This is a genomic window from Corallococcus sp. NCSPR001 (assembly GCF_017309135.1).
Taxonomy (GTDB): Bacteria; Myxococcota; Myxococcia; order Myxococcales; family Myxococcaceae; genus Corallococcus.
Genome location: NZ_JAFIMS010000002.1, coordinates 1,304,818 through 1,330,811 on the forward strand (window position 1 = coordinate 1,304,818; position 25,994 = coordinate 1,330,811).

A 25,994-nucleotide genomic window follows, 5' to 3' on the forward strand; every position below is an offset into this window, starting at 1 on the left:
GCAGGGCCTGATTCGAAGGAGCCCGGGGCCGCGGAGGACCTACGAGGCGCCACGCGAACAGGAGGCGTGCGTCCGTGATGGAGCTGTCACTCAGGCTGCCCCTGGCGCGCTTCACGCTGGAGGTCGAAGCGCGCTTCTCGTCCGCGTCAGTGGCGGTGCTGGGGCGCTCGGGCTCCGGGAAGACGTCGCTGCTGGAGGTGCTCGCGGGCCTGCGGCGCGGCGCCACGGGGCGCGTCGTGGTCGATGACCGCGTGCTCCTCGACACGGCCGCTCGGGTCGATGTGCCGCCCGAAGCGCGCCGCATGGGCTACGTGCCGCAGGACGCATTGCTCTTCCCGCACCTCACCGCCGGACAGAACATCCGCTTCGGCGTGCGCGCCGGACGACCGTCGCGCGTGGACGAAGCCGTGCACCTGCTGGAATTGGAGCCGCTGCTGCACCGCTACCCGGTGACGCTGTCCGGAGGCGAGAAGCAGCGGGTCGCCCTGGCACGGGCGCTCGCCACCGACCCGGCACTGCTGCTGCTGGACGAACCCCTGGCCGCGCTGGACATCGCATTGAAGGAACGCGTGCTGCCGTACCTCCTGCGCGTGCGCGACGAAGCCCGGGTGCCCCTGCTCTACGTGACCCACCAGCTCGGCGAGGCACGGGCCCTGGCCCGTGAGGCGCTGCTCCTGGACGGCGGCGCGGTGAAGGCCGTGGGCCCCGCGGACACGGTGTTGGGCACCGTGGCGCGAGGCCTGCTCACCGGTGAACCCGAGGAGAACATCCTCGAAGGCACCCTGGAGCATCCCGGGTCCGGAGGCACGCGGCTGCGAGTCACGGACGGCCTGTCCCTCTGGGTGCCGGACGCGCCAGAACTGCCGCATGGCACCCGCGCCGCCTACGCCGTGCCCGCCGAGGACATCCTCCTGTCCACCGGACCACTGACCGGCGTCTCCGCGCGCAACGTGCTCGAAGGCACGGTGACGAAGCTGGAAGACGCGGGGGCAGGGGAGTGCGCGACCCACGTTGATGTCACGGGGGTGCACTGGGTGGTCCGCCTCACGCATGCCGCCGTGCGAGAGCTCCACCTCGCACAAGGGCTGCGCGTTTACCTCGCTGTGAAGTCCTCCGCCTGCCGTCGCCTGGCGGGACGGACTTCCTGAGCCGTTGGCCAGAGGTTCGCTGAGGAGGTCCGGGACCCGAAAGGACTTCGCGAGATACGCGTCTCGCGGAGCCCAACGGAGAGCCACGCCAGTCCAAGGCGATTTCGCGGACGGCAAGGCGGCGTCACCGGCGGAGGCGGCCCGCCGGACGCGCTGGCTCAAAACCTGTCCGACAGTCGGACAGGTTTTCGCCGCACGATGCCTGAACCCGTGAACGTGTCCGACTGTCGGACCGGTTTGCGTTGCCCGGCGCCGGAGGGAGCCCTCTTCCAGCAAGCGACCATGTCAGACCCCCATGGTTGGATGGCGATGCTGAGGCGAAGAGGGGGACGGGGGATGAACCGGGGCGGGCTGGTGGCGTATGTGGAAGCGCGGATTGAGAGCGATATCGCGCTGGGGCGGTGTCACCCGAGCGGGAGATTCGCTTCCGAAGCGGAGATGGCACGTCGCTATGGCGTATGCCGGGGCACCATCCGCGAGGCGCTGCGGCGGTTGGCGGCACGGGGGCTGGTGGTGCAGCGCCCCGGGCGCAAGACGCGCGTGGTGGCGCTGGATGAATCGCTGACGCTGGAGAACCTGGGCGTGGCGCTGCATGACGCGCGCTCACCGGACGCCCGGTGGCACCTGGATGGATATCTCAGCCTCAAGCGGCAGGTGCTGGTGGAGCTCCTGGTCGACTGCTGCGCGAAGGCTTCCCCAATGGCTTTGGGACAGGTGAAGGATGCCTGCTTCAAGTTGCAGGACGCGGCGCGATGGGGGTCGGGGGCCTGGTGCGCGCAGATGGAGTTCGAGTTGCTGCGGGTGGCGGCTCGGGTGGCTGAGCGGCCCGGGTACATGCTTCTTGTCCAATCCCTGCACCGGGCCTTCCTGGGCGGAGCGGTCCAACTGCAACCCCTCATGGGCGGAGCGTTGCTGCGTGAGTGGGCCTGGTGTGCGCTGGAGGCTCTGTATGAGCGCGACGCGCGGACGCTTCAGCACGAACTGCCGGCGCTGCTGAAGGTGTGCGACGACCGCGTGCTGGAGGCCTTCGCTCCGGTCCGCCAGGAGCCCGTCTCCTCCGAAGCAGCGGGCCCTCAGGAAGCGCCGCCTGGCGCTCCCGCGTCAGCCTCTGCTCCGTGCGGTGCGCCAAAGGCACGGCCTGACGTGGCCGAGAGAGACCTTGGCCAGCGCGTGCCAGCCGCGGAGAAGATCGGGGTGCTGCCGCCTCCAACCGTCCCTGGGCCCATTCTCAACGAGCCCGTGGGGCATGGCACCGGGGCGGACGAGCAGGCCGCGGCCTCGGAGTCCCTGTCCGACTCCCGGATGGAATCGCCTCATGAGACCGGAGGCCGCCTGGACGGGTGGATTGCGCGACTCTGGCGCTTCATGGTCCATGCCCTGGGGCCGTCTGGTTCGTGCTCGCAGCCCTGGGGCTTCAGTGCCCGCGCGCCTCCGCCTCGAACCGCCGATGGACGGACTCCATCCGCTCCAGCGCGTCCGGGAGGCTGCGCTCGATGTCCTCACGCTGGGCCTGCACCAGGGCTTCTGGAAACCCCATGCGCTCCAGCAAGTTCAGCTGCATGAAGAACTCCTCGCACTGGCGGTGGCCACTCCGGCCATCCAGGTACTGACCTGCCCACAGGAGGAAGTCTCCCCAGGAGATGGACCCGTCACGGTGGCGAAGGAACAGGCTCGCCAGGTGGTCCGCGTCATTCACGTCCCGCTCCTCGACGGTGGCCAGCCGCGGAAACTCCGGCATGTCGTAGAGCAACCAGAGTGCCCTGTCGGCATCTGGCACCGTGCACAGCTCCAGCAACCAGAGCGGTGGGGCGTCCAGCTTCATCACCCACGCATCCGCCCAGGCGATGATCCGCTGGAGCCCGACGAGCCCCGTCCTCACCATCACCGCGACGCGCGCGACGGCGACCGGGTCGAACGGGGTGCCGTCCCTCACCGCTTCGCTCCCGTCTTCTTCGCCCCGCCGCGTCCCGCACCCTTCGCGTGGTAGCCCTCCACGCGCATGCCCAGTTCATGGACCACGGACATCGCCGTGTCCTGCGGGATGCGCGTCTCCTTCAGCTTGTTGCGCGCGGGGTCCAGCACCAGGCCCGTGGCCCCGGAGAAGTCCGTCCGGGTCAGCGTGCATCCCCGGAAGTTGCTGCCGGTGAGGTCCGCGCCGGTGAAGTCCGCGTCCGTCAGGTCCATGTCGAAGAAGTTCGCCTCCCGCGCCACGCAGCGCACGAAGGACGTCTGGCGCAGGCTCAGCCCCACGAACGAGCTGTACGGCATGCCGCACTCCTCGAAGTTCACCTCCGGGTTCGCCGCCACGCCCGTCCAGTCGATGCCCATCAGCTTCGAGCCCTCGAAGCGCACGTCCCGCAGCCGGATGGCGTTGAAGTTCGCCCGCGTCAGGTTGCAGCCCTGGAACGCGCACGCCTCCAGCAGCGCCTCCTTCCACCGGCTCTCCTGCAGCTCGCAGTTCACGAAGGTGCACCGGTAGAACTCCTTGTCGCCCAGGTCGACGTTCTGGAGGTCCAGCCCCTCGAACGTCTCCTTCTCGAAGGAGTCCTCCTGCTGGAGCCGCTTCACCACCGCGCTGTCGTCCTGGGCCATGGCGGCCTTATACCGGCCCGTCGTCACGCACGCGCGCTTGCGCGGTGACCACTCCAACGCGAAGGGCCCGGCTCCAGGGGAGCGCCGGGCCCTCCACGGCCTGCATGCTACTTGGCTACCAGCAGCAGCACGCCGCGGCCGCACACGCCGTAGCTCGTGCCCTCGCCGCCAATCAGGTCCGCGCTGCCCGGGTTGAGCACCACCTGGTTCGCGCCCTCGGCCCACGAGCAGGTGTCCGTCACGCGGTACCACTGCTTGCCGCTGCCCGGCCACGGCAGCAGGAAGTTCACGTTGGCGGACCAGCCGTTGTACGCGACGTAGATGGCGCTCACCGTCTCACCGGAGAACTCCGACGCGTCGATGCGGTAGGCCAGCGAGTGGTTGCCCGCGTTGTCGAAGTACGCCGCGTCCGGCACGTAGCCGTCCGGCTTGAACCAGCGGTGCTGCTCCATCACGTTCCCGTTGTTGTCGTTCGTCTTGTAGAAGTCCGCCGGACGCAGCGCGGGGTGCGCCTTGCGGAACGCGATGAGCCGCTGGGTGAACGTGCGGAAGTTGGACTGGTCCGTGGTCCACGCGTAGTCCAACCAGTTCTTGTTCGAGTCCAGGTTGTACACGTTGTTGTTGCAGTACTGCGTGCGCAGGAGCTCGTCGCCGCCCGTCAACATGGGCACGCCCGCGCTCAGCATCATGAACGCCATGCCGTTGCGCGCCGCCTGACGCTGGAGCGCCGCGCTGCCGCCCTGGTCCCAGCTGTGATTGCTGTCCTCGCCGCCGTCGGACGGGCCGTAGGGCCACGGCTGGCTGTTGTTCTTGCTGTTGCACGAGTACAGGTCCTTCAGGGTGAGGCCGTCGTGGGCCACCATGAAGTTCACGGACGCCGCGGGCTTGCGGCCGTCATCCGAATACAGGTCCGACGAGCCCGCGAAGCGCGTGGCCAGGGCCGAAGGCTTGATGCTCTCCACGCCCATCTGGTTCTGGTCCTTGCGGAAGGTGTCGCGGAACGCGCCGTTCCACTCCCGCCACTTCGCCGGGAAGTTGCCCACCTGGTAGGAATTGCCGCCAATGGCCCACGGCTCCGCGATGAAGTCCGTGCCCGCGCCGCCACCCTCCGGCCGGGGGTCCAGCTGCGTGGTGATTTGGTTGAGCGCCGTGTTCGGGTTGTCGCGGTCGTAGAAGTAGCCGTCGTGGGTGTCCGTCTGGTGCTCGTAGATGTTGCCCAGCACCGACGCCAGGTCGAACCGGAAGCCGTCCACGCCCAGCGTGTCCTTCCAGTACGACAGCGAATGCAGGATGACGTTGCGGGCCGTGGGATTGAACGTGTTGAAGTTGCCGCCCACGCCCGTGTTGTCCCAGTTGAACTTCATGTCCTTCGTCAGGCTGTAGTACGTGGGGTTGTCCAGGCCCCGGTACGACATGACGTTGTACGTGCTCGGGTCGCCGCTGATCCACCCGCCGCCTTCGCCGGTGTGGTTGTAGACCACGTCCACCAGCACCTTGATGCCGGCGTCGTGGAACGCCTTCACCATGGTCTTGAACTCGCGCGTGGGGCCGCCCGGCGTCTGGTCGCACGCGTAGCGGCGGTCCGGCGCGAAGTAGCTGAGGTTCATGTAACCCCAGTAGTTGTCACCCGCGGTGCTCGCGACCGTGTCGTTGTTGCCGTTGTCCGTCTCGTGCAGCGGCAGGAACTCCACCGCCGTCACGCCCAGCGCCGCCAGCTGCGCGGCCTTCTGGCCCGCCGTCTTGTAGGTGCCCAGACAGGCGGCATCCAGCCCGGAGCCGGTGTCCTGCTTCGTCAGGCCGCGCAGGTGCACCTCATAGACGATGTCGTCCTTGAAGGCGCGCGTGGGCTTGGTGCCGGTGGCCGTGGTGTCCGGCGCCAGCACGACGCCCTTGGGCGCGAACGGGCCGCTGTCCTTGTAGCGGTGCAACGGACCGGACGCGAACACCGTGCCGTCCGTGTTGCTGGGGTTCACCGGGTCGTGCGACAGCTCCAGCGCGTACGGGTCCCACAAGAGCTTGTTCGGGTTGAAGCGGTTGCCCGAGGAGTCCACGTCCGCGATGAAGCCCACCGTGTTGTTCGTCTTGCTCCAGCTGGAGTTGTACGTCCAGTTGGGGCCCCACGCGCGGTAGCCGTAATAGACGGTGCCGGTGACGCCGTAGCTGTTCTTCAACGTGGAGACGGAGACGGTCTTCGTCCAGACGTTGGTCGTCGCGTTCTTCGTCATCACGTAGCTCACGGCCTCCTGCGCGCCCTGAGCCGTCTTGTAGATCCACACCTCGATGCGCGTGGCGCGCGACGAGTACACGTTGAAGGTGATGTTGGCCTGCGTGGCGTCGTACTTCGCGCCCAGCGTCCAGGAGAGCAGCTCCTGCTCGCGCTGCGCGAGGTCCTCCACGGCGGGCGCGGAAGGGGCGGGAGCGGGGGCTTCAGCAGGGGTTTCCGGGGAGGCGCAGGAGACCAGCGCCGAAGCGAAACCCACGGCGACGAGGGGATGCCACCGCGTGAGCCAGGGGCTCCGGCGGTGACGACGGGGAGGGGTCATCATGGATGTGGCTCCAGACGCGGCAAGCGAGGTTCACGACCGCTGCATGGCCACCGGGCCCGCGACTACCCGGGGCCCGTCCGGTTCACCACCCCCACGACCGTGAAGTCAACCGCACGTTCCCCCACTCAGGCACCCGGGTCCGCTCACGTGTGACGCAAGACATGGCCCGGTGCGTCAACGCGTGTGACCTCCCTGTTTCACGAGGGAGGTCACACGCCCGTGCAGCCGCTCAGGGCGCGGGCGGCGGAGGGACGACGCAGGTCTTGCTGGCCCCACACACCAGGTCGAGCGCGCAGTCCTCGTCGCCCACGCACTTCGTGCCCAGGGGGCAGTCGTAGCCGCTGCCGCCGTTCATCCCGCTCACCTTGAAGCCGTTGTTGCCGACCCGCTCCGTCAACGTCTGGTTGCCGATGGAGCCCTTCAGCTTGTGGGTGACGTTCACGGTGATGGAGCCGGTGACGACCGACGCCGTGATTTCGAACGGCTCCTCCACCGCGTTGATGGCGTCCCGGATGACGAGGGCGATCTGCGCCGCGGGCGTGCTGTTCGCCACGGTCACCCGCTGGTTGGCGGGGTTCCTGAGGCTGTTGTTGCGGTCGAACTCGAAGGTGACCGGCGTGTTGATGCCGTCGCTGATGGTGAACGTCTCCTCGTCGGACAGGTTCGCGCTCGAGACCGCGGTGATGGTGCCCGTCGCCGCCTGGAGCGTCTGCACCTTGCAGTTGGCGCTGCACGAGCCACAGGTGAGGGTGTTGCCGTCGTCGCAGGCCTCGTTCGCCGGGTTGGGGTCCTGCACCCCGTCCCCACACACGTTGCCCGTGAGCGAGAGGACCGTCTGGCAATCGTTGCTGCAACGCTTGCAGCTCGCCGTGCCATAGGCGCAGGCGGTCTCCGTGTCGGTGTTGCCGTCGTCGCAGGCCTCGTGGGCCGAGTCCAGCACGCCGTCACCGCAGACGTTGCCCGTGACGGAGACCAGCTCCTTGCAGTCGCCGCGGCACACCTTGCAGTTCGCCTGGCCATAGGGGCACGAGGACTCCGTCTGCGTGTTGCCGTCGTCGCAGACCTCGTTCGAGACGCTGGGATCCTGCACCCCGTCCCCGCACACGTTGCCACCGAGCGTCAGGAGCGTCTGGCAATCACTGCTGCACCGCTGGCAGCTGGCCACGCCGTAGGGGCACGAGGTCTCCGTGGTGGTGTTGCCGTCGTCGCAGGCCTCGTGGGTCAGGTCCGCCACGCCGTCGCCGCAGACGTTGCCCGTGACGGGCACGAGCTCCTTGCAGTCGCCACGGCACACCTGGCAGCTGGCCTGGCCGTAGGGGCAGGAGGTCTCCGTCCGGGTGTTGCCGTCGTCGCAGACCTCGTTGGTGGCGTCCTTCACGTTGTCGCCGCAGATGTTGCCCTGGAGCGGGAGGACCGTCTGGCAGTCACCGCTGCACTTCTGGCAGCTGGCCTGGCCGTAGGGGCAGGCCGTCTCCGTCTGGGTGTTGCCGTCGTCGCAGGCTTCGTGGTCCGGGTCCCTGGCGTTGTCGCCGCAGACGTTGCCGCGAACCGACACCAGCTCCTTGCAGTCACCGCGGCACACCTGGCAGTTGGCCTGGCCGTAGGGGCAGGAGGTCTCCGTGGCGGTGTTGCCGTCGTCGCAGACCTCGTTGGTGGCGTCCTTCACGTTGTCGCCGCAGACGTTGCCCTGGAGCGTGAGGGTCTCCTGGCAGTCGGCGCGGCACTTCTGGCAGCTGGCCTGCCCGTAGTCGCACGCGGTCTCCGTCTGGGTGTTGCCGTCGTCGCAGGCCTCGTGGTCCGGGTCCCTGGCGTTGTCGCCGCAGATGTTGCCCGTGCGCGACAGGCTCTCCTTGCAGTCGAAGCGGCACACCTTGCAGTTGGCGGTGCCGTAGGGGCAGGCGTCCTCCGTCTCGGTGTTGCCGTCGTCACAGGCCTCGTTCGTGGCGTCCTTCACGTTGTCGCCGCAGACATTGCCCGTCAGCGCGAGCGCCGTCTTGCAGTCGCCGCTGCACGCCTGGCAGGTGGCGGTGCCGTAGTCGCACGCGGTCTCCGTCCGGGTGTTGCCGTCGTCGCAGGCCTCCGGGCGGTCCGGCCCGTTGACGTTGACCACGCTGTCGCCGCAGATGTTCGGCTTGCAGGTGCCCAGGCAGTCGTCGTCGTCGCGGGTGTTGCCGTCGTCGCACTGCTCCTTCGCCGCCGTGTTGGTGACGCCGTCGCCGCAGGCCACGGGGGTGCAGTCCACGTCGCAGAGGGCGGAGTTGGGCCCGTCGTCGCACTGCTCGCCCGCCGCGGTGTTGAGGTACCGGTCACCGCAGGCCGCGGGCGTGCAGTCCGCGTTGCAGGTGCGGGAGTTGCCCGCCGTGTCGCACAGCTCGCCGCGCGTGGTGTTGGTGAAGCCGTCGCCGCAGAAGGCGATGGTGCAGTCCGCGTCGCAGGTGTTGCTGTTGACGGGGCCGGGGTTGTCGCACTGCTCGCCGGAGGACGTGTTCACCACGCCGTCGCCGCAGGCGCGCAGCGTGCAGTTGGCGTTGCAGTAGGCGGACTCGCCCTTGTCGTCGCACTGCTCGCCCGCGGTCCGGTTGACGATGCCGTCACCGCAGACGCGCACGGTGCAGTTGAGGTTGCAGGTGGCGGACTCGCCCTTGTCGTCGCACTGCTCCTCGCCGTCGCGCACGCCGTTGCCGCAGCCTTCCGCGGACCGGCAGTCCGCGCTGCAGCCGTCCTCGCTGACGTTGTTGCCGTCGTCGCAGATTTCACCCTTGATGGTGTCGAGCACTCCGTTGCCGCAGGTCTCGTTGGACTTGCAGTCGGAGCTGCACCCGTCGCCGTTGACGTTGTTGCCGTCGTCGCACTTCTCGCCCTTGGCCACGTCCACGTAGCCGTTGCCGCAGCTCTCCTGGGAGCGGCAGTCCGCGCTGCACCCGTCGCCGCTGACGGTGTTGCCGTCGTCGCAGCGCTCCTCCTTGGAGGGGTCGGTATAGCCGTTGCCGCAGACCTCGGTGGAGAGGCAGTCCGCGCTGCAGCCGTCGCCGGAGGCGTTGTTGCCGTCGTCGCACTTCTCGCCCACGGCCGTGTCCGTGACGCCGTTGCCGCACAGTTCGTTGGACTTGCAGTCCGCGCTGCAGCCGTCGCCGTCCTCGGTGTTGCCGTCGTCGCACTTCTCGTTCGTGATCCGGTCCACGACGCCGTTGCCACACGTCTCGGTGGACTGGCAGTCGCGGCTACAGCCGTCGCCGTCCACGACGTTGCCGTCGTCACATTGCTCGGAGCCCTGGATGACGCCGTCGCCACAGTCCGTGGAGATGCAGGTGGCCTGGTTCGCGGCGCACTTCAGTCCATCCGGACACACCAGCCCGGCGGGGCAGTCCACCGTGGTGGGCTGGAAGCAGGAGGAGAGCAGCAAGAGCGGCGCGGCCAGGAGCAGCAGGGCGCGCGCCATGGAGGAGGGAGAGACGCGTGTCATGCGAGAGCCTCTAGAAACGGAACGTGGCCACGGCACCGCCCGAACCCGCGCCGAGGAGCGGCGTGACCTGCACGGTCGCCGCCTCCTGGCCCGGTTCGATGCGGTACGGCTTGGGTTGGTTGAGGACGGCGAGCACCGCGCCGGTGACGATGACGGCTCCGCCCACGGCGTACCCGGCGATGGCGCCGGTCTGCATCAGGTTGCCCTTCGAGCGCTCGTCGGCGACGGCGGTGGGCGGCACGCAGCCCCCGCATTCGGCGATGCCGGACTCGAAGGCGCGGAAGTGGTCGCGGGACTGCAGGTGCAGGAAGGCGCTGCCGCCCGCCACGGCCACGCCCGCGCCCATCACCAGCCAGGGCATCGCGCCGGACCAGCGGCGCTTGTAGCGGATGAGGTCGTCGGAGGTGAAGAGCTTCAAGTCCAGCGTCGTCGTCTCACCGGGCAGCAGCGTGCGGCTCTGGTCGCTGGGCAGGTAGCCCGCCATCGTCGCGACGATGCTGTGCGCGCCGGGGCGCACCAGCGCCTCGTGGCGGCCGGGGGCCACGAACAGCGTCTGGCCGTCCATCGTCACCGTGGCGCCGGGCGTGGCGCAGGTGATGGCCACCCGCGCGAGCTGCTTCTCCACCAGCGTCTTGTAGTTGCGGGCGTACTCGTACTTCTCCTTCTCCAGCGGCGCCGGTCCGAAGCGCAGCGCCGCCACCAGGTGCTCGTGCACCTCCACGGGCTGGTCCAGGTTCATCAGCGCCAGCGCGAGGTTGTAGTGGATGGCCGGGTGGTCCCAGCGCGCCAGCGCCTGGCGGTACTTCTCCACCGCCTGCACGAAGATGGATTCCTTCAAGAGCGCGTTGCCCTCGCCGAACAGCGCGAGCGACGCGTCCTGGTCCGTCCTGGAGATGCCCTGGGCCCAGGGGCGCTCGTCCGCGCCGGGCTGCGAGCCCTCCAGCGTGCTGCTGGCCTGCTCCTGCTGGGACTCCACGGCCTTCGGCGTGGGAGGCGGGGGCAGGGGGAGGGACTCGGAGAGGGGCGTGTCCGAGGGAGCCGGCGCGGCCTCGGCGGCGGTGGGCTTGCGCTTGCGCTTCGAGGTGCCGGACAGCTTCGTCTTGCCCAGGGGCTTCGTCGCGGGGGCCTTCTTCTTGAGCCCCGCCTTCTTCGTGCCCCGGGACGTCTTCGTGGTGCCTGCCCGTGGCGCCGGCTCCTGCGCCAGCGCGGGCACAGACTCCAGCGCCAGCAGCACGGACAACGCGAACGCGGACCTGCTCATCACCCTGTTCTTCAAGATGCTTCTCACTTCAGGACCTCGATGACCGGACTGCCCAACTGGGATTGCAGACGGGAGACGCGCTCCTTCTCCCGCTTGAGCAACGTGGAGAGTTCTTCCGCCGCGCGGAGGGCGTCCTCGCGGGCGTCGCGCGCGGAGTCGGCGCTCTCCTCGGCGCGCTTCTTGGCGAACCGGGCGCGCAGCTGCGCTTCCTGCGCGCGCTTGAGCGCGGACACCAGTTCGTCGTTCTTGCTGAGCAGCTCCTGGTTGGCCAGGGCCACCTGCGCGTTGGCGGACTCCGCCGCCTGCTGCGCCTTCTGGCGCTCCAGCTCCTTGGCCTGCACCTCGGCCAGACGCTGCTTGGCCTCGGCCTCCGCGCCGCGAGCGTTGGTCTCGGCGGCGCGCGCGATGATTTCGGCCGCCTGGGCCGCCTGGGCCTGCTTCTCGGCCTCCTGCTGCGCATTGCGGATGACGATGAGCGCCACCACCGCCGCCACCACCAGGAGCCCCAGGAACGTCGCGCTGCCGATGAGCAGCGCGCGCTTCAGCCGGCGCCCCTTCTTCGCCTGCGCGAACACCGCCGTGAGGAAGTCCTGCTGAAGGCGGGGCAGCTCTCCCCGGTAGCGGCGCTGGAAGCGCTGGGCCTCCTCCACCAGCTCACCGCGCCACAAGAGGTGCGCGTCGAAGTTCTTGCCCTGCCACTGCCGGGCCGCGTTGCGCAGCTGCTCCAGGAACGCGGAGTCCTCCTGGCCCTCGTCCAGCCAGCGCCGCAGCGTGGGCCAGCTGTGCAGGAGCGACTCGTGGACGATCTCCACCGTGGCGCCCGTGGCGCCGCCGCCGGTCTGCACCACCAGCAGGCGCGCCTGCACCAGGTGGTCGATGAGGCGCTGCATCTCCCCGGTGTCCTTGGTCAGCTCGCGCAGCTCGTCCAGGGACACGATGGCGCGCGTGCGCTCCGGGGTGACGAGCCGCAGGAAGAGAGCGCGCACCAGGGTGCGCTCCTGCGTGGACAGGCTTTCCAGCACGCTGTCCGCGTGGCTGGCCAGCGCGCCCGCGATGCCGCCCATGGCCTGGTACGCGCTCTCCGTGAGCAGCCGGTGGGTGACGTCACGTGCCTCCCACAGCTGCGTGGCGGCGAACTGCAACAGGGGCAGCGCGCCCTGGGACGCGTCCAGGTGCTCCAGCATGCTGGACACCATGACGGGGCTCTCGAACTGGTAGCCCGCGCGCTCCGCTGGCTGCACCAGCGCGTCCTTCAGGCCTTCGCGGGCGGGGGCGGTGAGGAAGTAGAGCCCCTGGCTGAGCTCCGCCATGAAGCGCTCGTCCTCCGGCACGCGGTCCAGGAAGTCCGAACGGATGGAGAGGATGACGCGGATGGGCGTGGTCGCGTCGTCCGCGATGCCGGACAGGCACGCGGTGAAGGCCATCCGCTCCTGCACGTCCGGCACCAGCGTGTAGAGCTCCTCGAACTGGTCGATGAAGAGCAGGATGCGCCGCTTCTCCCGCCGCGCGCGGCTGCGCAGCACGTTGCCCACGTAGCCGGGCTCCGCGCGCAGCCGCTCCACCACCCGCTGCTGCTCCACCAGGTCGTCCTCGATGGTGGTGGACGAGCTCATCAGCGGCGTGACGATGCTGGCCAGCGCCGACAGGGGGCTTCTGCCGGGGCGGATGACCAGCGCCTCCCACGGCGTGCCGGAGCGCTTGAGCACGGGCACCAGGCCCGCGCGCACGAACGACGACTTGCCCGTGCCGGACGGGCCCACCACGGCCAGGAGCGGCCGGTCGTTGATGCGGTTCACCAGCGCGGCGATTTCACGCGTGCGGCCGAAGAAGCGGTCCGCGTCCGCCTCCTGGAAGGAGCTGAGGCCCGCGTAGGGGCTCTCGTCCACGCGCAGCTCGCGGCTCATGCGGCCGGGCAGGAACGGCTCCAGCGCGCGCAAGAGCGACGCCGCGTCCGGATAGCGCTCCTCCTTGCGCTTGAGCAGGCAGCGGTCCACGACGGCCGCCAGCTCCTGCGGCACGTCCGGCGCCAGGGTCCTGAGCAGCGGCATGGGCTCGTCCAGCATGCCCGTGACCATCAGCTGCGGGCCGCGCAGCGGATCCAACGGGTGCTTGCCGGCGAGCATGCGGAACAGCATCAACCCCACGGCCCAGATGTCCGTGCGGTTGTCCACGGCCACGCCAATGCCCCACTGCTCCGGGGACATGAAGGCCATGGTGCCCATGATGGCGCCCTTGCGGGTGAGGTTGGACACGTCCTCGCCCATGCCCTCCACCGAGTGCAGCCGGGGCTGGCCCCGCGGGCCGCCCGCGGGCGCTTCCGCGGGCTCGTCACCCTGGAGCACCTTGGCGATGCCGAAGTCGAGCACCTTGATGGCGCCCGAGTCCGTCACGACGATGTTCTCCGGCTTCAGGTCGCGGTGGACGATGCCCTGCTCGTGGGCGCACACCAGCGCCTTCACCACCGGCACCATCAGCTCCACCGCGCGCGCGGGAGGCAGGCGCTGGGTGCCCAGCACCTTCGTCAGCGGCTTGCCCTGCAGGTACTCCAGCACCATGAACGGGCCGCCGGTGAACTCGCCGACCTCGTAGATGATGACGATGTTCTCGTGGCTGCACCGCGCGGTGGCGCGCGCCTCCAGGATGAAGCGCCGGGTGATGTCGGCGTCCTCGCTGTGCAGGAACTTGATGGCCACCCGGCGTCCCAGCCGCACGTCGCGCGCGAGGAACACCGTGCCCATGCCGCCGGAGCCCAGCTCTCGGATGAGCTCGTAGTGCTGTAGCCGCATGCCCGGGCGCAGCGCGTGGCCCTGGATGGAGGGGTGGGTGTTGTTGCCGGTGTCACCCGTGCCACCCGTGCCCGGACGTGACGGCCCGTCCCACGTGGACGAACCCGTGTTGGAGCGCGACGGCGGCTCCACGGGCGCGGGAGCGGCTCCGAAGAGCGACTCCACGTCCGCGGCCTGTGTCCGGTCCGAAAGGTCCGAGGACACACCCGTCACGCCCACCGCGGGAGGCTCCCGCCGCACGGCACCTGCTTCGTTCTTCATCATGTCCGGCCACTTTTCCCGCGACGCATTCACAGCCATGGCGCGACCCGGGCACCTCCGCCCGATGCATCCATGCGCTGGCTAAAGCCCCCCGGCACTGCCTCCCCAGGCCGTAATCATACACGGTCACTGAATCGCGGACACTTCACGCCCCTCCGCCGGAGGCGTGTCTGTTTTGACCTTGGGGGGCAGGAAGGCAGACGGGCGCAGGGGGCAACGCCTTGTGACATCCACCCGTACACGCACTCGGAGAGTCATTGCGTCACCGCGACACGAAGTGTTTTGACCCCACGCGTCGTTCCATAATGCGGGGACTTTTCTTGTGACGCGCGCCGTCAGTAGATGGAATCTCTAGAGTGAAAGAGGGCAGAACCCAGTAAAAATCCAATCAATCTGTTTTCCTTGATTGAAACAAGGAATCCATGGTTATTTGGACTCCCATGGTTCCTTCCACTCCGACCCAGACGCCCGCATCCGGTCCTTCGCGACGGCGAGGAATACCCTGGGTGCTGGCGGGTGCGGGCCTGGTGGCCGTATTGGCGGCCGTGGGGCTGGTGTGGCGCGGCGGTGACGACACCCGGGCGCCGTCCGCGGTGGCGGCCCCCGTCAAAGCCACACAGCCCGGAGGGGCGCATGGCGGTGGTGGGGGCGCGGCGGCGGCGCCAGCCGGCGTGGAGGAGGCGGAGGCCGCGGAGCGCCGCTTCTCGGACCAGACGTGCTTCCCGGAGCTGGCGCGCTTCAACGACGGCGTGACGCTGGAGACGTTCCGCGACCAGGCCGCGCCGCTGCTCGCGTCGAAGGACCCCATCGTCCGCGACTACCTGAAGTCGAAGCTCGCGGAGCTGATTGGCGACGACGCGAAGAAGGCCGGGCAGGTGATGGACTGGGCCCGGGAGGCGCAGGGCGCGGAGTTCCAGGTGCTGCTGTCCGGGCTGCGCGGGTCGGACGCCGTGCAGAAGCCGCAGGTCGCCGCGCGGCTGCTGGAGGCGGGGATGGACAAGGGGCTGTCCATCGAGCGGAGAGCGGGCATGCTCTCCGCGCTGGACACGCAGAAGCACCTGACGCCGGACGCGATGGACCGGATGGCGGACTTCGCGCGCGACCCGGCGTCCACCGAGGCGGGCTGGGCCGCCACGCGCACGCTGGGCCGCGTGATGGCGCGCGAGTCGGAGAACCTGGGGGACGCGTCGCCGTACCTCGACCGGCTCATCACCATCGCCACGGACGCGCCGGACGAGCAGATCCGCCACCTGGCGCAGACGGCGCCGCTGCACAACTCGCCCGTGCTGGACGCGAAGGCCACGGCCCGCTTCGAGCGCATCCTGCGCAGCGAGGGCAACGAGGACGGCCGTGACGCGGCGGCGCAGGTGCTGGCCATGTCCTCCGACAAGGAGCAGGTGCTGAAGACGTTCACGGACGCCTTCCAGAACGAGCAGTCCGTGTGCGTGCGCTGGGCGCTGTTCCGCTTCTCCGCGCGCGTCGCGGGCCGGGACGCCCTGCCGGTGATGGCGAGCATGGCGACCGTGGATCCGCGCTTCCAGCCGCTCTACGGCATCTTCGAGACGCTCTACGCCCAGGGCAACGTCGACTTCATCCGCATCTGGAACGAGCTGCCGGACCAGAACCCCTTCGGCTGCATGGACCGCCACAACTAGGAGCCCTGCCGCATGCCCCGCTACCTCCAAGGTCTTCGCGCGCTCGGCGGCCTGACGTTGATGCTCGCGTCCCCGGTCGTCACCGCGCAGTCCACGCCCTCCGCCGCGAAGCCCGCGCTGAACGGGGAGCGCTGTTCGGTCCGGGGGTTGATGGATCAGCTCCGCCAGGGGATGGGCTCCAGCTCCAAGGCCTACCGCGAGTACCTCCAGGCCGTGCTGCGCGAGGCCGCCGTGTCGCTGCCCTCCGGCGAGCTGCACGCGGCGTTCGAGCGGGAGACGGACCCGATGATGGTGGAGCAGCTGGCCGCGGCGCTGGTGGCCCGCAGCGAGCGCGAGGCGGAGAAGGACGCCATCCAGGCCGTGGCCCGCCGCGCGCTGGAGGACCGCGACCCGTCCGTCCGCGCCGCCACCGTCCGCGCCATGCGCCGCACCGGCGCGCTGGAGAAGACGGGGGACATGTACGAGCGGCTGATGCGGGACGGCTCGCCGGAGGTCCGCATGGAGGCGGCGCAGAACCTCATCGAGGACAACGCGCATGTCTATTCCGGCCACCACGGCCCGGCCACGGACATGGCGGTGAACGCGGCGACGGTGTCCACGGATCCGAAGGTGACGGCGAGGATATTGGAGTCCCTGGACACGCGCAGGATGGGGCCGGAGGCGGGGCAGAAGCTGCTGGGGATGCTGGGCCACGAGAGCGCGGACGTGCGGCGCTCGGCGGCGCTCGCGCTGGGCGGCGTGCCGGCGGCGCAGATGGGACCGGCGCGCGAGGCGCTGGTGGGCATGTACCGGGGTGAGCGGGACGCGGGGGTGCGCAAGGCGCTGGTGCAGGGCATCGCGGAGCTGGGCTACGCGGACGCCGTGCCGGAGCTGCGCAAGCTGCGGAGCGTGGACCCGGGCATGGCGCCGGAGATCGACGCGTGGATCCGCGCCCTGGAATCAGGCGTTCAGGAGTGGGGCCTGCTCCTGAGAGAGAAGCAGCGGCTGCAACAGGTCCGTTGAGCGGCACCTCATGGGGCCGGACCCGCCGGCCCGAAAGGAACACCCCCGATGCGTCACATGAAGAAGAAGGCCTTCGCGGCCATCCTGGCCCTCGCGGTTCCCTCGGTCGCGGCTGCGTACTCGTACACGGTGAAGTCGCCCTTTCCGGGCACCGTGACGGCGACGACGTACTACTCCAGCGGCACGTTCCACGGCGCGTTGGACATCTCCAGCGGCCGTTGCAACTACTGGGGCGTGGAGACGGGCGTGATGGCGTCCCTGTCCTGGAACGTGACCATCCGCACGCCGGGCGTCTATTGCAACGGCACGGGCAGCGGCACGCAGAACGAGGCGAAGCACGCCTTCTCCAACGGCAGGACGTTCCGTCTGTGGCACTTCATCAAGACGTCGGACTCGTTCGACCGTACGTGCAACCGCTGCCAGGTGGGCAACGAGGGCGGTACGGGCAACGCCACGGGTCCCCACGTCCACGTGCAGTATGACCAGTCCGGCAGCAACCTGACCGGCTGGTACTCCGGCTACACCACCAAGGGTGAGGCCGTGGACCGCTCGGAGACCATCGGCGTCATCCAGTAGCTCCCAGCTTCCCGCCGGAGGCGGAGCGTCGTGGGGCGCTCCGTCGCCGGTGGGGGGTGGGCAATCAGTAGCAGAAGCTGTTGCAGTACGGCGCGCCGCTGGGCTGGGTGCAGCAGGTCTGGCCGTTGGAACAGGTGCCGTTGATGCAGGCGGGGCGGCAGAGCCCTTCATCGCCCGGGCCGGTATAGGCACAGACGGTGGTGCCCGGGCAGGCGCCGGTGCCGGTCTCGCACGCGAGCCCCTGCTCCCGCGAACCGAGGTCCACGTCCGCGCCGGCGCTACCGCCGCACGCCGTGAGACCGACAACGCACATCGCCGCGACCATCAGGGAACGCCACATGGATGAGACCTCCAGGAGTCAGGTGGGACTGTTGGAGGATATAGGCATCGCGGCCGGAGCATGCGCGACCCGCGTGGACGCGGCGAGACAGGACTGCGCGGCCCAGTACAGCAGCATGACGGCGCAGCCCAGGCCGGGAAGGGGCGCGACGAAGAGCCGGATGGAGAGCAGTCCGTCGCTGGCGGTGAATAGCAGCGCGCCCATGAGCGCCAGCCATTGCTCGCGCCGCGACAGCGCCACGTCGCCCATCAGGACCGTCGCGCGCCAGCCCATGGCGCAGATGACGGCGACATAGGCCGTCACCGGCGGAGCCATCCCGCCCAGGCCGGGCCACAGCGCCACGGTCGCGCCCACGGCCAGGAAGATGAAGGGCAGGGCACGAACCAGGGCCAGGCGCCGCGTCACATGGAGGAACGCGGCGGCGTAGCCCACGTGAGCCAGGAGGAACGCGCCCAGGCCCGGAAGGAACAGGTCCGGCCCCACCTCCAGCAGCACGTCCCCGAGCAGCGACAGCGCCAGCCCTGCGAAGATGAGCCGCGCATAGCGTCCCCGCGCGGGCCACAGCCACAGCAGTAGGCACACCATGGGCAGCGCCTTGGTGACGAGCCGCGCCTCGCGGGGGCCCACGTCCATGACGAAGAGGAAGCCCACCGCGCCCGCGAGGCCCACCGCCGCCAGGAGCTGGGTCCCACCTGTCCACGACTCGCGCATGGGGTGGCACCTTACTTCCCGAATGGAGCCTCTGGCTTGGGCTTGCTGGCGCGCACCTCGCGGCGCGAGGGGCTCAACGCAGGGTTCTGGAGGCAGCCGGGTCGGAAAGATTGAGATCATCCGCCGATGGTGAAGGCTCGTCGAAGTAGACCGACTTCACCGGCTGGACTCCAGCCTCGACGGCTCGTTCAACAATCACTTCCGTCCCTTCCTCCTTGAGCCGTTCGCGCAGTTGCTGGAACTCGCCACACCATACGGTTTCCATGTCGCGGTCGCGTTCGGGCTTCCGGTCATGCTGAGTCCCGTTGGAGCCCACCAGTCGGACTTGCACCCGTGCTGCATCGGCTGGTGCTCCCAGTTCTATGCCGTAGTCGGCGACTCCTGGTTTGCGCACGACGAGGCGCCCCTGCTTGGGCCAGGCCACCGTCATGGATTCGCGAACCTCATAGCCCAGAGCGGTGAGGCCACTCAGGATTGCATGCCGCCGGGCGGCTGCGCTCGCTTCCTTCCTCTCGGCTTCAAGAGTGGTCGTTGCTTCCTGGAGAAGCGCATCCATGGCTCCGAAGGTCTCACGTTCGACCGCATCCGCGATGCGCGCGCCCATGGTCCGTGCCGTGGGGGATTCCAGCGCCATTAGGCCGCTGCGCACGTTCCGCAGGCTCGCCACCACGTTCTCATGTGACTGGCGGGCCCGGCGGTGCGCGCTGACATCGAGCATGAGTGAATCCGTCAGCAGTGCGCGACGGCCGGGCTGAATTTCTTGGGCAATAGCGGAGGCCCTCTCAAGAAACGGGCGTGCCACCTCGGCGTCTTCCAGTGCTTCGATTTCCGCGAGCAGCGTCCGCAATCGCGCGTCAATGCTCCCTTCCTTCAATGGGACTTGTTGCTCCAACCAATCCGTGAACCGCTGGCCCCTCAAACCCATGGCGAGAAGTCCGGCCAGCTCCATCTGGTTCGCCGAAGCACCCCCGTCGCTTTCCACAGGCAGCGCGCGTAGGGCTTCCGAGATGACAGCTTGCATGTCGCGCATCGTGGCCTCGTCCGCGCTTCGTACTCCCGAGACTACCCGCTCCAATTGGGGGGGCGGTGCCTTCCTGGCGGACGTAAAGGCCGCCAGGAGCGTCCGTGCGGAAGCCTCCATGCGATGTCGCTTCGAACGTGCGAGTTCCGCCGCAGCGATAGCCTGGGCTTGGAAACGCTCGCGTTCGGAATCCAGGAAGGCGACTTCGCGAGCCGCCTGTTCCCGAAGGGCCGCCCAATTCCCATCCTGGAACAGGCGCTCCAAATGGCCCTGGTGTTGCTGGAGGCGTTCCTCCAACTGCGCGTCGAGCAGTCCATGGCGCTTCGCGCACCGGCTTAGTTCCTGGACTGCGTCCGCGACTTGGTTCAACTGCTGCCTCCCAATGGCCTCCAGTTCCTCGCGCGTCACGATTCGGATGACCTTGGGCCCACTCATGTCCGTCTCTCCTCAGCGCAATGCCGCATGAATGGCTTCTTGGAGCCGAAGTTGCTCCTGCTCAGGATGGTGGTACCAAGCATGGGAAGACACGCGGTGCAGCTTGGGAATCTTCTGTTTGATGACTCCAGGCCGCCAGATCTCCCGGGCTCGGGCACGGACCAGCAATTCGTGTTGGGGAGCGTCGCATTCAATGGCGATACCGAACAGTCCATTTCGGGGGTCCTCAATGGCGAAGCTGACGCCAAAGGCATCTCCGTCATCCTCTGCGACCGGTGTGTAGCCGAGTTGCTGGATGTGTTTCGCTACCGCTGCGGCGAAACCATCTACGGGGGCCTGTCCTGCGCGCAGCGCGACTGCTCTGCTGGAAAACCTGCGGGTCGAATCGGCGGCGGTTGTCAGGTCTCCGCTGCTGAGCTTCTCGGCGTAATCGAGATAGGCATGCAGGTAGTCCCGTGGCTTGTTGGGCGCGCGCCCCGTCTTTCGCATATCCGAGACATCGTCGATTGGAATGGATGTGACCAGGATCACCTTCGCTCGGGCACGTGTCACCGCGACGTTGAGGCGCCGCTCGCCGCCCGCGTGTCCAAGGACACCAAAGTTCTTGCGAAGCTTCTTTTCACCCTTCCTGAGCCCGAACGTTGTGCTGAAAATGATGACGTCACGTTCGTCACCCTGCACGTTTTCCACGTTCTTGACGAAGAAGCCCATGTCCTCTCCATCCTCCTGGCGTGCGCACTCTCGCTCATAGGCAGTGCGAAACGCGGCATCTCCGTCCGCGCGTTCCTTGAGCAGATCCTCGATCAGATCGGCCTGTTTGAGATTGAAGGTGACGACGCCAACGCTGGGACACTGGTCGAGTGGCTGGGACCAGAGGGTCGCGAGTTGCTCCACGACCTTCCGTGCCTCTTCTTCATTCCGTTGGTCCGAATAAGGTCCACCGACCCACTTCACCTGGACGGGAAGCATCTCCTTGATCTTCGCTTCCGGATGCCGGACGGGAACGTTGAGACGATTGTCGTAGAAAGCGGCGTTCGAGAAGTTGATGAGTTCCCGGTACTTCGACCTGTAATGGATCTGGAGCGTGGTGGATGGCAGCACGCCTCGTCCCAACTGTAGGAGGTCGGGGCAGTCCTTCACCTCACGCCGGTTCCATGTCTCCTCAAGGGCGATCTTCTCTGCCTCGGTGGCGACATCATTGGACTCATCCCCGTCGAACTCCTCTTCCTCTTCACCGTCGATGCGGCTGGAGAAGAAGCTTGTCGGGGGCATCTGCTTCTCGTCGCCGCTGATGACGACCCGGCCCGCCCGAAACAGCGTGGGTACGGCGTGCTCCACGGGCATCTGGGAGGCTTCGTCGTAGATGACAAGGTCGAACAGCCTAGCCTTGAGCGGGAGCACCCGGCTGGCCACGTCCGGATTCATCAGCCAGACGGGTCTGAGGTGCATGAGTCCCAGCTCGGCCCCTTGGTCCAAGATCTCCCTCAGTCGTTTCGTCCTGGGACCTCGCAACAGGGTGAGGTTGTCCCAGGCCGCTTGGGTTCCCAATCGCGCACGGTCGAAATCAGACGAGAGCAGACTCTTGTTGATGACGCGCAGTTCCCTGTCGGCTTCCTCGAGGTTCCGTACCTTCCGTTCGAGCTCCCGGCGCTCAAGGAGCAGCTCAGGCCGGGCCTGCTCGATGCCCGCCTTCCATGCGAGCAGCGCCTCCCGGTGGATGATCCGCCGGACTTCCTCCTCAAGCCTGTCCGGTGCGATGGCTTCGAGTGCCTTCTCCTGGCTCCTCAGGAGGGAGAGAACCACCAGCGCTACCTTATCCATCCGCTGTGCACGGGCCCGGAAGCGCTGAAACCCTTCGAGCGTCCCCAGGGCCTTGTCGATTTCCTGCAGCCGCTCGAGTTCCACCTGTCCCCGGCGGACCATCTGTTCGGACTCGGTAAGCCACGCCTCCTGGAACCAGGGCTCCAGTGACTTGAGGGCCGCTTGGCTGTTCCTTCGCGCGGCATGTCGGGCGAGAGCGTTCTTCAAATCCGCCTTGAAACGCTCGTAGCCTTCGGACGTACCCGAGCGGGCCATGGTCTCCGCTTCGGCTGACCGAGGACACATTTGAACCGCTGCGACGGCCACTTGCACCGGGCGGAGAAGCGCCAGGGTTTCGTCGACTTCACTTCGGAGTGCCCGCAGGGGTGGCGGAGCAGCAGGGGCCGCCAGCTTCAATGCATCACGGGCCTCGACGACAACGAGGCGGATGGGGCGCAACCGTACTTCGAGGTCGAGTGCCTGCCGTAGTGCGAGCATGCGAAGCTCGGTCTGTTCCTCTCCATTCGCGGCGAGGAATGCACGCACGCGCCGACGGCGTTGCCAGCGCCCCGGGGTGAGCCGCCCAAGGAAGGACACCTCGGCTGTAGCGCTCGTCGCGGCATCGAGCAACTCGCGGAGCTCCCCCGCCGAGAGGCTGGCGATGACTGGAAACAGCGCGCGGTCATGCGCACGTTCATCCAGCCGGCTCAGGGTTTCCGCGGCTTCGCCCAGCGATTCGACGAGGCCCTTGCCCAGGACTGAGCCATCCTTCTTGGGGTGGAAGAGGTCGAACCATGAGGCGACCCGGGTGCGTGTCTCGTCGGACATCACCTCGAACACTCGCCCTACGTCCTCCATCCAGGTGCGTAGGGGCGCGGGATCCTCGATATCGAAACGGCTTGGCTGTGCCAGGACGTCGCGCCGTGCCGCCTCCACCTTGAGGAATGCGGAGAAATCCCTCAGGAAATCCTCGGTGCCTCCTTTGTCGGACTGGAAGACTCGCAAGACAGCGAGCGGGCTGGTTTCAAATCGAGACGCGAGCCAGAGCGGGGCAATGGGCGCGCAGAGTTCTTCCAGTCCCGAAATCTTGCCCGGGTCCAGTGTGGAGAAGTGACGCCTCAGGGATGGAACGTTGACGGGCGTGCCGCTGGTCTCTAGGTCAATGAGAGCCCCTAGCAGGGCCCGGTAGCTCTGACCCGTAGAGGGGTCGGGCTGGTGGAGGGCTTCATGGTAGCGGTCGACCTCTGCTTCAAGGACTTCAATCCGGCTTGCGAGGTCCAGGCGCTTCTTTCGCAGGGCCAGGGTGGGGAGTGCGTCCGTCCGCCGGACCGTGCTCACCTGCTCGCGAAGCGCTCGGACGATGGCTTCCCGGTCCCGGTTCACGTCCGTGATGACGAAGAGGCGCTCCTGAAGTCCCTCCGCAGCGAGTCGCTTCTGGACGATCCGGAGTGCAGCCTGCTTCTGGCAGACGACGAGGACGGACTCCCCCCGGCCAATGGCGTCCGACACGATGTTGACGATGGTCTGGCTCTTGCCCGTGCCAGGGGGACCCTCAACCAGAAGTCCCGGCGCCGAGCGGGCTTGTAGGACGGCGGACTCCTGGGAAGGGTCGCTTTCGACAGTGAGGAAGCGTTCACGTTCCGGCACCGAGCCAAGGGGGGCCGGTGACGGCTGTCTTTCGGAGACGCGTAAGGCTGCCTCCAATCCGGTTCCCGTCGGAGGCATCCGACGCATCTGGCGAAGATCCTCGCTCAGTGACTGACCGGTGAACTCGGCGTTGAAGAGTCCGGCGGCGCAGGCGAGTTCGCTCGTCCCGGTGTTCAGTTTCAAGTCCTTTCCGGGAATCCGGCCCAACTTGCGTGAACGTGGAGTCGCAAGCGTGCCCAGGATGTCCATCACGTCACTGACATGCAGGGTAGGCCGCGAGAGCAGATCGTCCAGGGCCGCCTTCCAGCGCGCGAACTCCGCTGCGCCAAGGAGGGCTTCGAGTGCGTGATTGAGGCGCACCTCTTCGCGCCGGTCGAAGGACAGGGTTCCGACGTTGCTCCCCATGGGGAACTCCACCATCACGGGCCAGAGCAAGACTGGCGCGATGCGTGGCACGGTCCTGGGGCCGGAGCGGCTGTCGCGCATCAGAAGGAAGGGGAACCCCAGGAAGCGGCCGTCAATGCCTGTGTCCCGCCGAAACATGAGGGCATGGCTCACCAGCCGACGCAGGCGGCCTTCGACTCCTTCGTTCGTGAAGGCGGCGGGGTCGAGCGAAGTGGGGCTCTCCGAGCGGCTGATGACGTGCTCGAGAAGTGCTTCCGCTGGCCGGTGCGCGGTTCCCAGTTCGGTGAGGTCGATTCGTGGCGTGGTCTTGCCAATGACGAACCGGACCAGCGGACCTCGCTGAACCGAGCCCGCGACGCGCTTTTCGAAGAGCTCGATCAGGTTTGCGACGTACTGCTGTTTGGGGGGCTCTTTCCACGCATCACGGGGGACGACGAGCACGACGACGGCGCGCTCAAGCGGCATGCGGCGCTCGACACGGAAGGTGTCCACCCACTCGTCCACGCGCGCGATTCCGCAACGCGCGAAGTTCGCGGTGCGCGCATCGAGTTCCTCGAAGAGCTCGCGCCGTGCGCGTACGAGGTTCTTCTCTGCTTGGGCGCGGTCAAGGGACACACCCTGATGCGAGGCGAGCTCCATAGCCCGATCCGTCAGGTGGCCAAGCGGGATGAACTGATGGGTGGCTGCACCGATCAGCAGGATGAGTTCCTCGTCCGTCAGCCGCGCGCGTTCGACCAGGGAGCCCAGGCCCACGTGGTCAGTCTCGGGGTAGAGGAGACGGAGCGCGGCCCGTTGCGCCTCCAGGTTCGCGCGGGAGGACGCCAGCATCGCGACCCGGAGGCGGTCTTCATCGACTTCAATCTGGAGCGACTCTGCTCGCTCGCGCACTGTCTCCGCCCGCGAGCCCAAGCGGACGAGCCAGAGTTCACGCCCCATGAGCCCCAGATGCCGCGAAACGCTCCCTGTGATGAGCGCGTAGCCGTCTTCGGGGTGCGCGAGGAGCCAGGCGGGCGTGACAATGTCTCCGGCCGACGTCAGGGGCAGGTCCGGATTCAAGGTCATGAGCACGAGCGCATGGCGAAAATCCTCCGACAGGGTTTCATCGGAAACGAGCTGACGCACCTGTGCGCACCGGCGGGGATCGAACTTCTGCTCCTCCAGCCAAGTGGTCACGGCTCCGCGAAGCGTGAGTGCCCGTGCTTCGTCCCGGTACTGGGGTTCCGCAGCCGCCAGGGCATAGAGTTCCGGTCTGGTGAACGACCGCTTGCCCAGTGACAGGAGCGGCCCGGTGGCCTCGGCTGTTGCGCCCGTGGCTTCCGGATCCGCCTGGGCGGGCTCGCCCGCGAGCCATGCCTTGAGCTGGGGCCATGACCAGCGCTTCAGCGGGTCTCGCGTGAGCAGGCCTCGCAGGAGCAGACGCTGCTCAGGGGACAGGTCCTCGGGCAACTCCACGCCACGGGTAACGATGTGGATCTGGAAAGCCCGGACGTCGACGTTCGCGAAGCAGGCCCCCGCCGTCACCTGCTCAAGGAGGATCATCCCCAGGCTCCACCAGTCGCTGGCCGCGCTCACCGCTCCCGCGATGACTTCAGGGGCGGAGTACCGGGTCAATTCCAGGGGCGCGACGGACTCCAGGTCGAAGTCGGAGAGGCGGGCCGAGCCGAAGCCGGTGATCACGAGGTCCAATGGCTCTCGGGAGCGCAACAGGATGGTGCTGGGTCTCAGGTCGCGGTGGCGAAGACCGGCCTCCGTGAAGCTCGCCAGTGCTCGGCCCAGTTCATCGACCATCCGCCGCAAGAATTCCGGCTCGCCCTTCACGAAGAAGTCCGCTTCCGCGAGCTGACCTCCATGGATGCGCTCGAAGACTTCGTAGGCGCGGCTCTCGTGCCGGCCTGTGGCGAGAAGCTCTGGAATATGGTCGCGAGGCATCCGCCGCAGCGCCTCGTGCACCGCCTGATCAGGTTCAGCATCGGCGCGATAGAGCGTCAGGATTGCACGATGTCCTGAATCGTCCTCGACTTCGAAGGACTCCCAGGGTGCATCACTACCAGGTTGTTGCCCTACGACCTGCCAGCCGTCCACCACGAGTGGGGCCGCCTGCGCGGGAGCCGCTGCGGGCACAGGCGGTGTGGTGATGCTCTCACCGCACTCCAGACAGAGTTGATCTCCCTCGTCCATCTCATGCCCATTGGTGCAACGGGGCACTGGAACAATGGGGACGGAGGCGGCCGGCGATCCCTGGCTGGTTATGGCTCTCGGAAGTCCCAGTTCCTCTTCAGAGATATTCCACTGACACTGCTCTCCCTGCGCCAGGAGGTTTTCGCAAAAGAACTCTGATGCCGGAC

At 67.9% G+C, this 25,994-nt stretch carries 14 protein-coding genes and 1 pseudogene; 5 read left to right on the top strand and 10 right to left on the bottom strand.

The genetic code is table 11. From position 1 onward, the window contains the following. Nucleotides 1–77 precede the first annotated feature (77 nt). Nucleotides 78–1,148, top strand: coding sequence for a molybdenum ABC transporter ATP-binding protein (gene modC, locus JYJ93_RS07490; protein WP_206787566.1), 1,071 nt, complete (start codon nt 78–80; stop codon nt 1,146–1,148). 336 nt (nt 1,149–1,484) lie between these two features. Next, nucleotides 1,485–1,679 (top strand): annotated as a pseudogene (locus JYJ93_RS40775) (GntR family transcriptional regulator); the annotation flags it as partial. Nucleotides 1,680–2,562: 883 nt separating this feature from the next. Here the strand turns inward: JYJ93_RS40775 and JYJ93_RS40780 are convergent. From JYJ93_RS40780 to JYJ93_RS07520, 6 genes are all read right to left on the bottom strand, one after another. Further along, the gene (locus JYJ93_RS40780; RefSeq protein WP_330166757.1) at nt 2,563–3,081 is read right to left on the bottom strand and encodes a hypothetical protein; all 519 of its coding nucleotides are present in this window, start codon (nt 3,079–3,081) and stop codon (nt 2,563–2,565) included. Continuing rightward, entirely contained in the window at nt 3,078–3,740 is a 663-nt protein-coding gene (locus JYJ93_RS07500; RefSeq protein ID WP_206787570.1) for a pentapeptide repeat-containing protein, read from the bottom strand. Before JYJ93_RS07500 ends, JYJ93_RS40780 begins: the two co-directional genes overlap by 4 nt. 107 nt (nt 3,741–3,847) lie before the next feature. After that, the gene (locus tag JYJ93_RS07505) at nt 3,848–6,286 is read right to left on the bottom strand and encodes an isoamylase (protein ID WP_206787572.1); all 2,439 of its coding nucleotides are present in this window, start codon (nt 6,284–6,286) and stop codon (nt 3,848–3,850) included. Nucleotides 6,287–6,515: 229 nt separating this feature from the next. After that, nucleotides 6,516–9,749 (bottom strand): DUF4215 domain-containing protein, encoded by a 3,234-nt coding sequence (locus JYJ93_RS07510; protein WP_242543713.1) that lies wholly within the window; start codon nt 9,747–9,749, stop codon nt 6,516–6,518. Between the two features lie 10 nt (nt 9,750–9,759). Further along, nucleotides 9,760–11,010, bottom strand: a complete 1,251-nt coding sequence (locus tag JYJ93_RS07515) for a carboxypeptidase-like regulatory domain-containing protein (RefSeq protein WP_206787574.1) — start codon at nt 11,008–11,010, stop codon at nt 9,760–9,762. A 23-nt stretch (nt 11,011–11,033) separates the two neighbouring features. After that, nucleotides 11,034–14,060: a protein kinase gene (locus JYJ93_RS07520; RefSeq protein ID WP_242543714.1), complete on the bottom strand. Its 3,027-nt coding sequence runs from the start codon at nt 14,058–14,060 to the stop codon at nt 11,034–11,036. Nucleotides 14,061–14,563: 503 nt separating this feature from the next. On the opposite strand from JYJ93_RS07520, the gene JYJ93_RS07525 reads away from it, so the two are divergent. From JYJ93_RS07525 to JYJ93_RS07535, 3 genes are read left to right on the top strand one after another with little or no spacing between them, the layout of a single operon-like run. Continuing rightward, nucleotides 14,564–15,712, top strand: coding sequence for a hypothetical protein (locus JYJ93_RS07525; protein ID WP_269012823.1), 1,149 nt, complete (start codon nt 14,564–14,566; stop codon nt 15,710–15,712). Nucleotides 15,713–15,724: 12 nt separating this feature from the next. Further along, complete coding sequence (locus JYJ93_RS07530) at nt 15,725–16,714, top strand: HEAT repeat domain-containing protein (protein ID WP_206787577.1); 990 nt, start codon at nt 15,725–15,727, stop codon at nt 16,712–16,714. Nucleotides 16,715–16,762: 48 nt separating this feature from the next. Next, nucleotides 16,763–17,290: a hypothetical protein gene (locus tag JYJ93_RS07535; RefSeq protein ID WP_206787578.1), complete on the top strand. Its 528-nt coding sequence runs from the start codon at nt 16,763–16,765 to the stop codon at nt 17,288–17,290. Between the two features lie 64 nt (nt 17,291–17,354). Here the strand turns inward: JYJ93_RS07535 and JYJ93_RS07540 are convergent, their stop codons facing one another. The 4 genes from JYJ93_RS07540 to JYJ93_RS07555 all read right to left on the bottom strand — a co-directional run bounded on the left by JYJ93_RS07540 (nt 17,355) and on the right by JYJ93_RS07555 (nt 25,734). Then, the gene (locus JYJ93_RS07540) at nt 17,355–17,630 is read right to left on the bottom strand and encodes a hypothetical protein (RefSeq protein WP_206787579.1); all 276 of its coding nucleotides are present in this window, start codon (nt 17,628–17,630) and stop codon (nt 17,355–17,357) included. 18 nt (nt 17,631–17,648) lie between these two features. Beyond that, nucleotides 17,649–18,341: a lysoplasmalogenase gene (locus JYJ93_RS07545; protein ID WP_206787580.1), complete on the bottom strand. Its 693-nt coding sequence runs from the start codon at nt 18,339–18,341 to the stop codon at nt 17,649–17,651. 73 nt (nt 18,342–18,414) lie between these two features. Next, a complete protein-coding gene (locus tag JYJ93_RS07550; protein WP_206787581.1) occupies nt 18,415–19,797 on the bottom strand; it encodes a hypothetical protein in 1,383 nt (460 codons plus the stop codon). Between the two features lie 12 nt (nt 19,798–19,809). After that, nucleotides 19,810–25,734 carry an AAA domain-containing protein gene (locus JYJ93_RS07555; protein WP_206787582.1) on the bottom strand — a complete coding sequence of 1,975 codons (5,925 nt, stop codon included), beginning with the start codon at nt 25,732–25,734 and terminating at the stop codon, nt 19,810–19,812. Nucleotides 25,735–25,994: the final 260 nt, after the last annotated feature.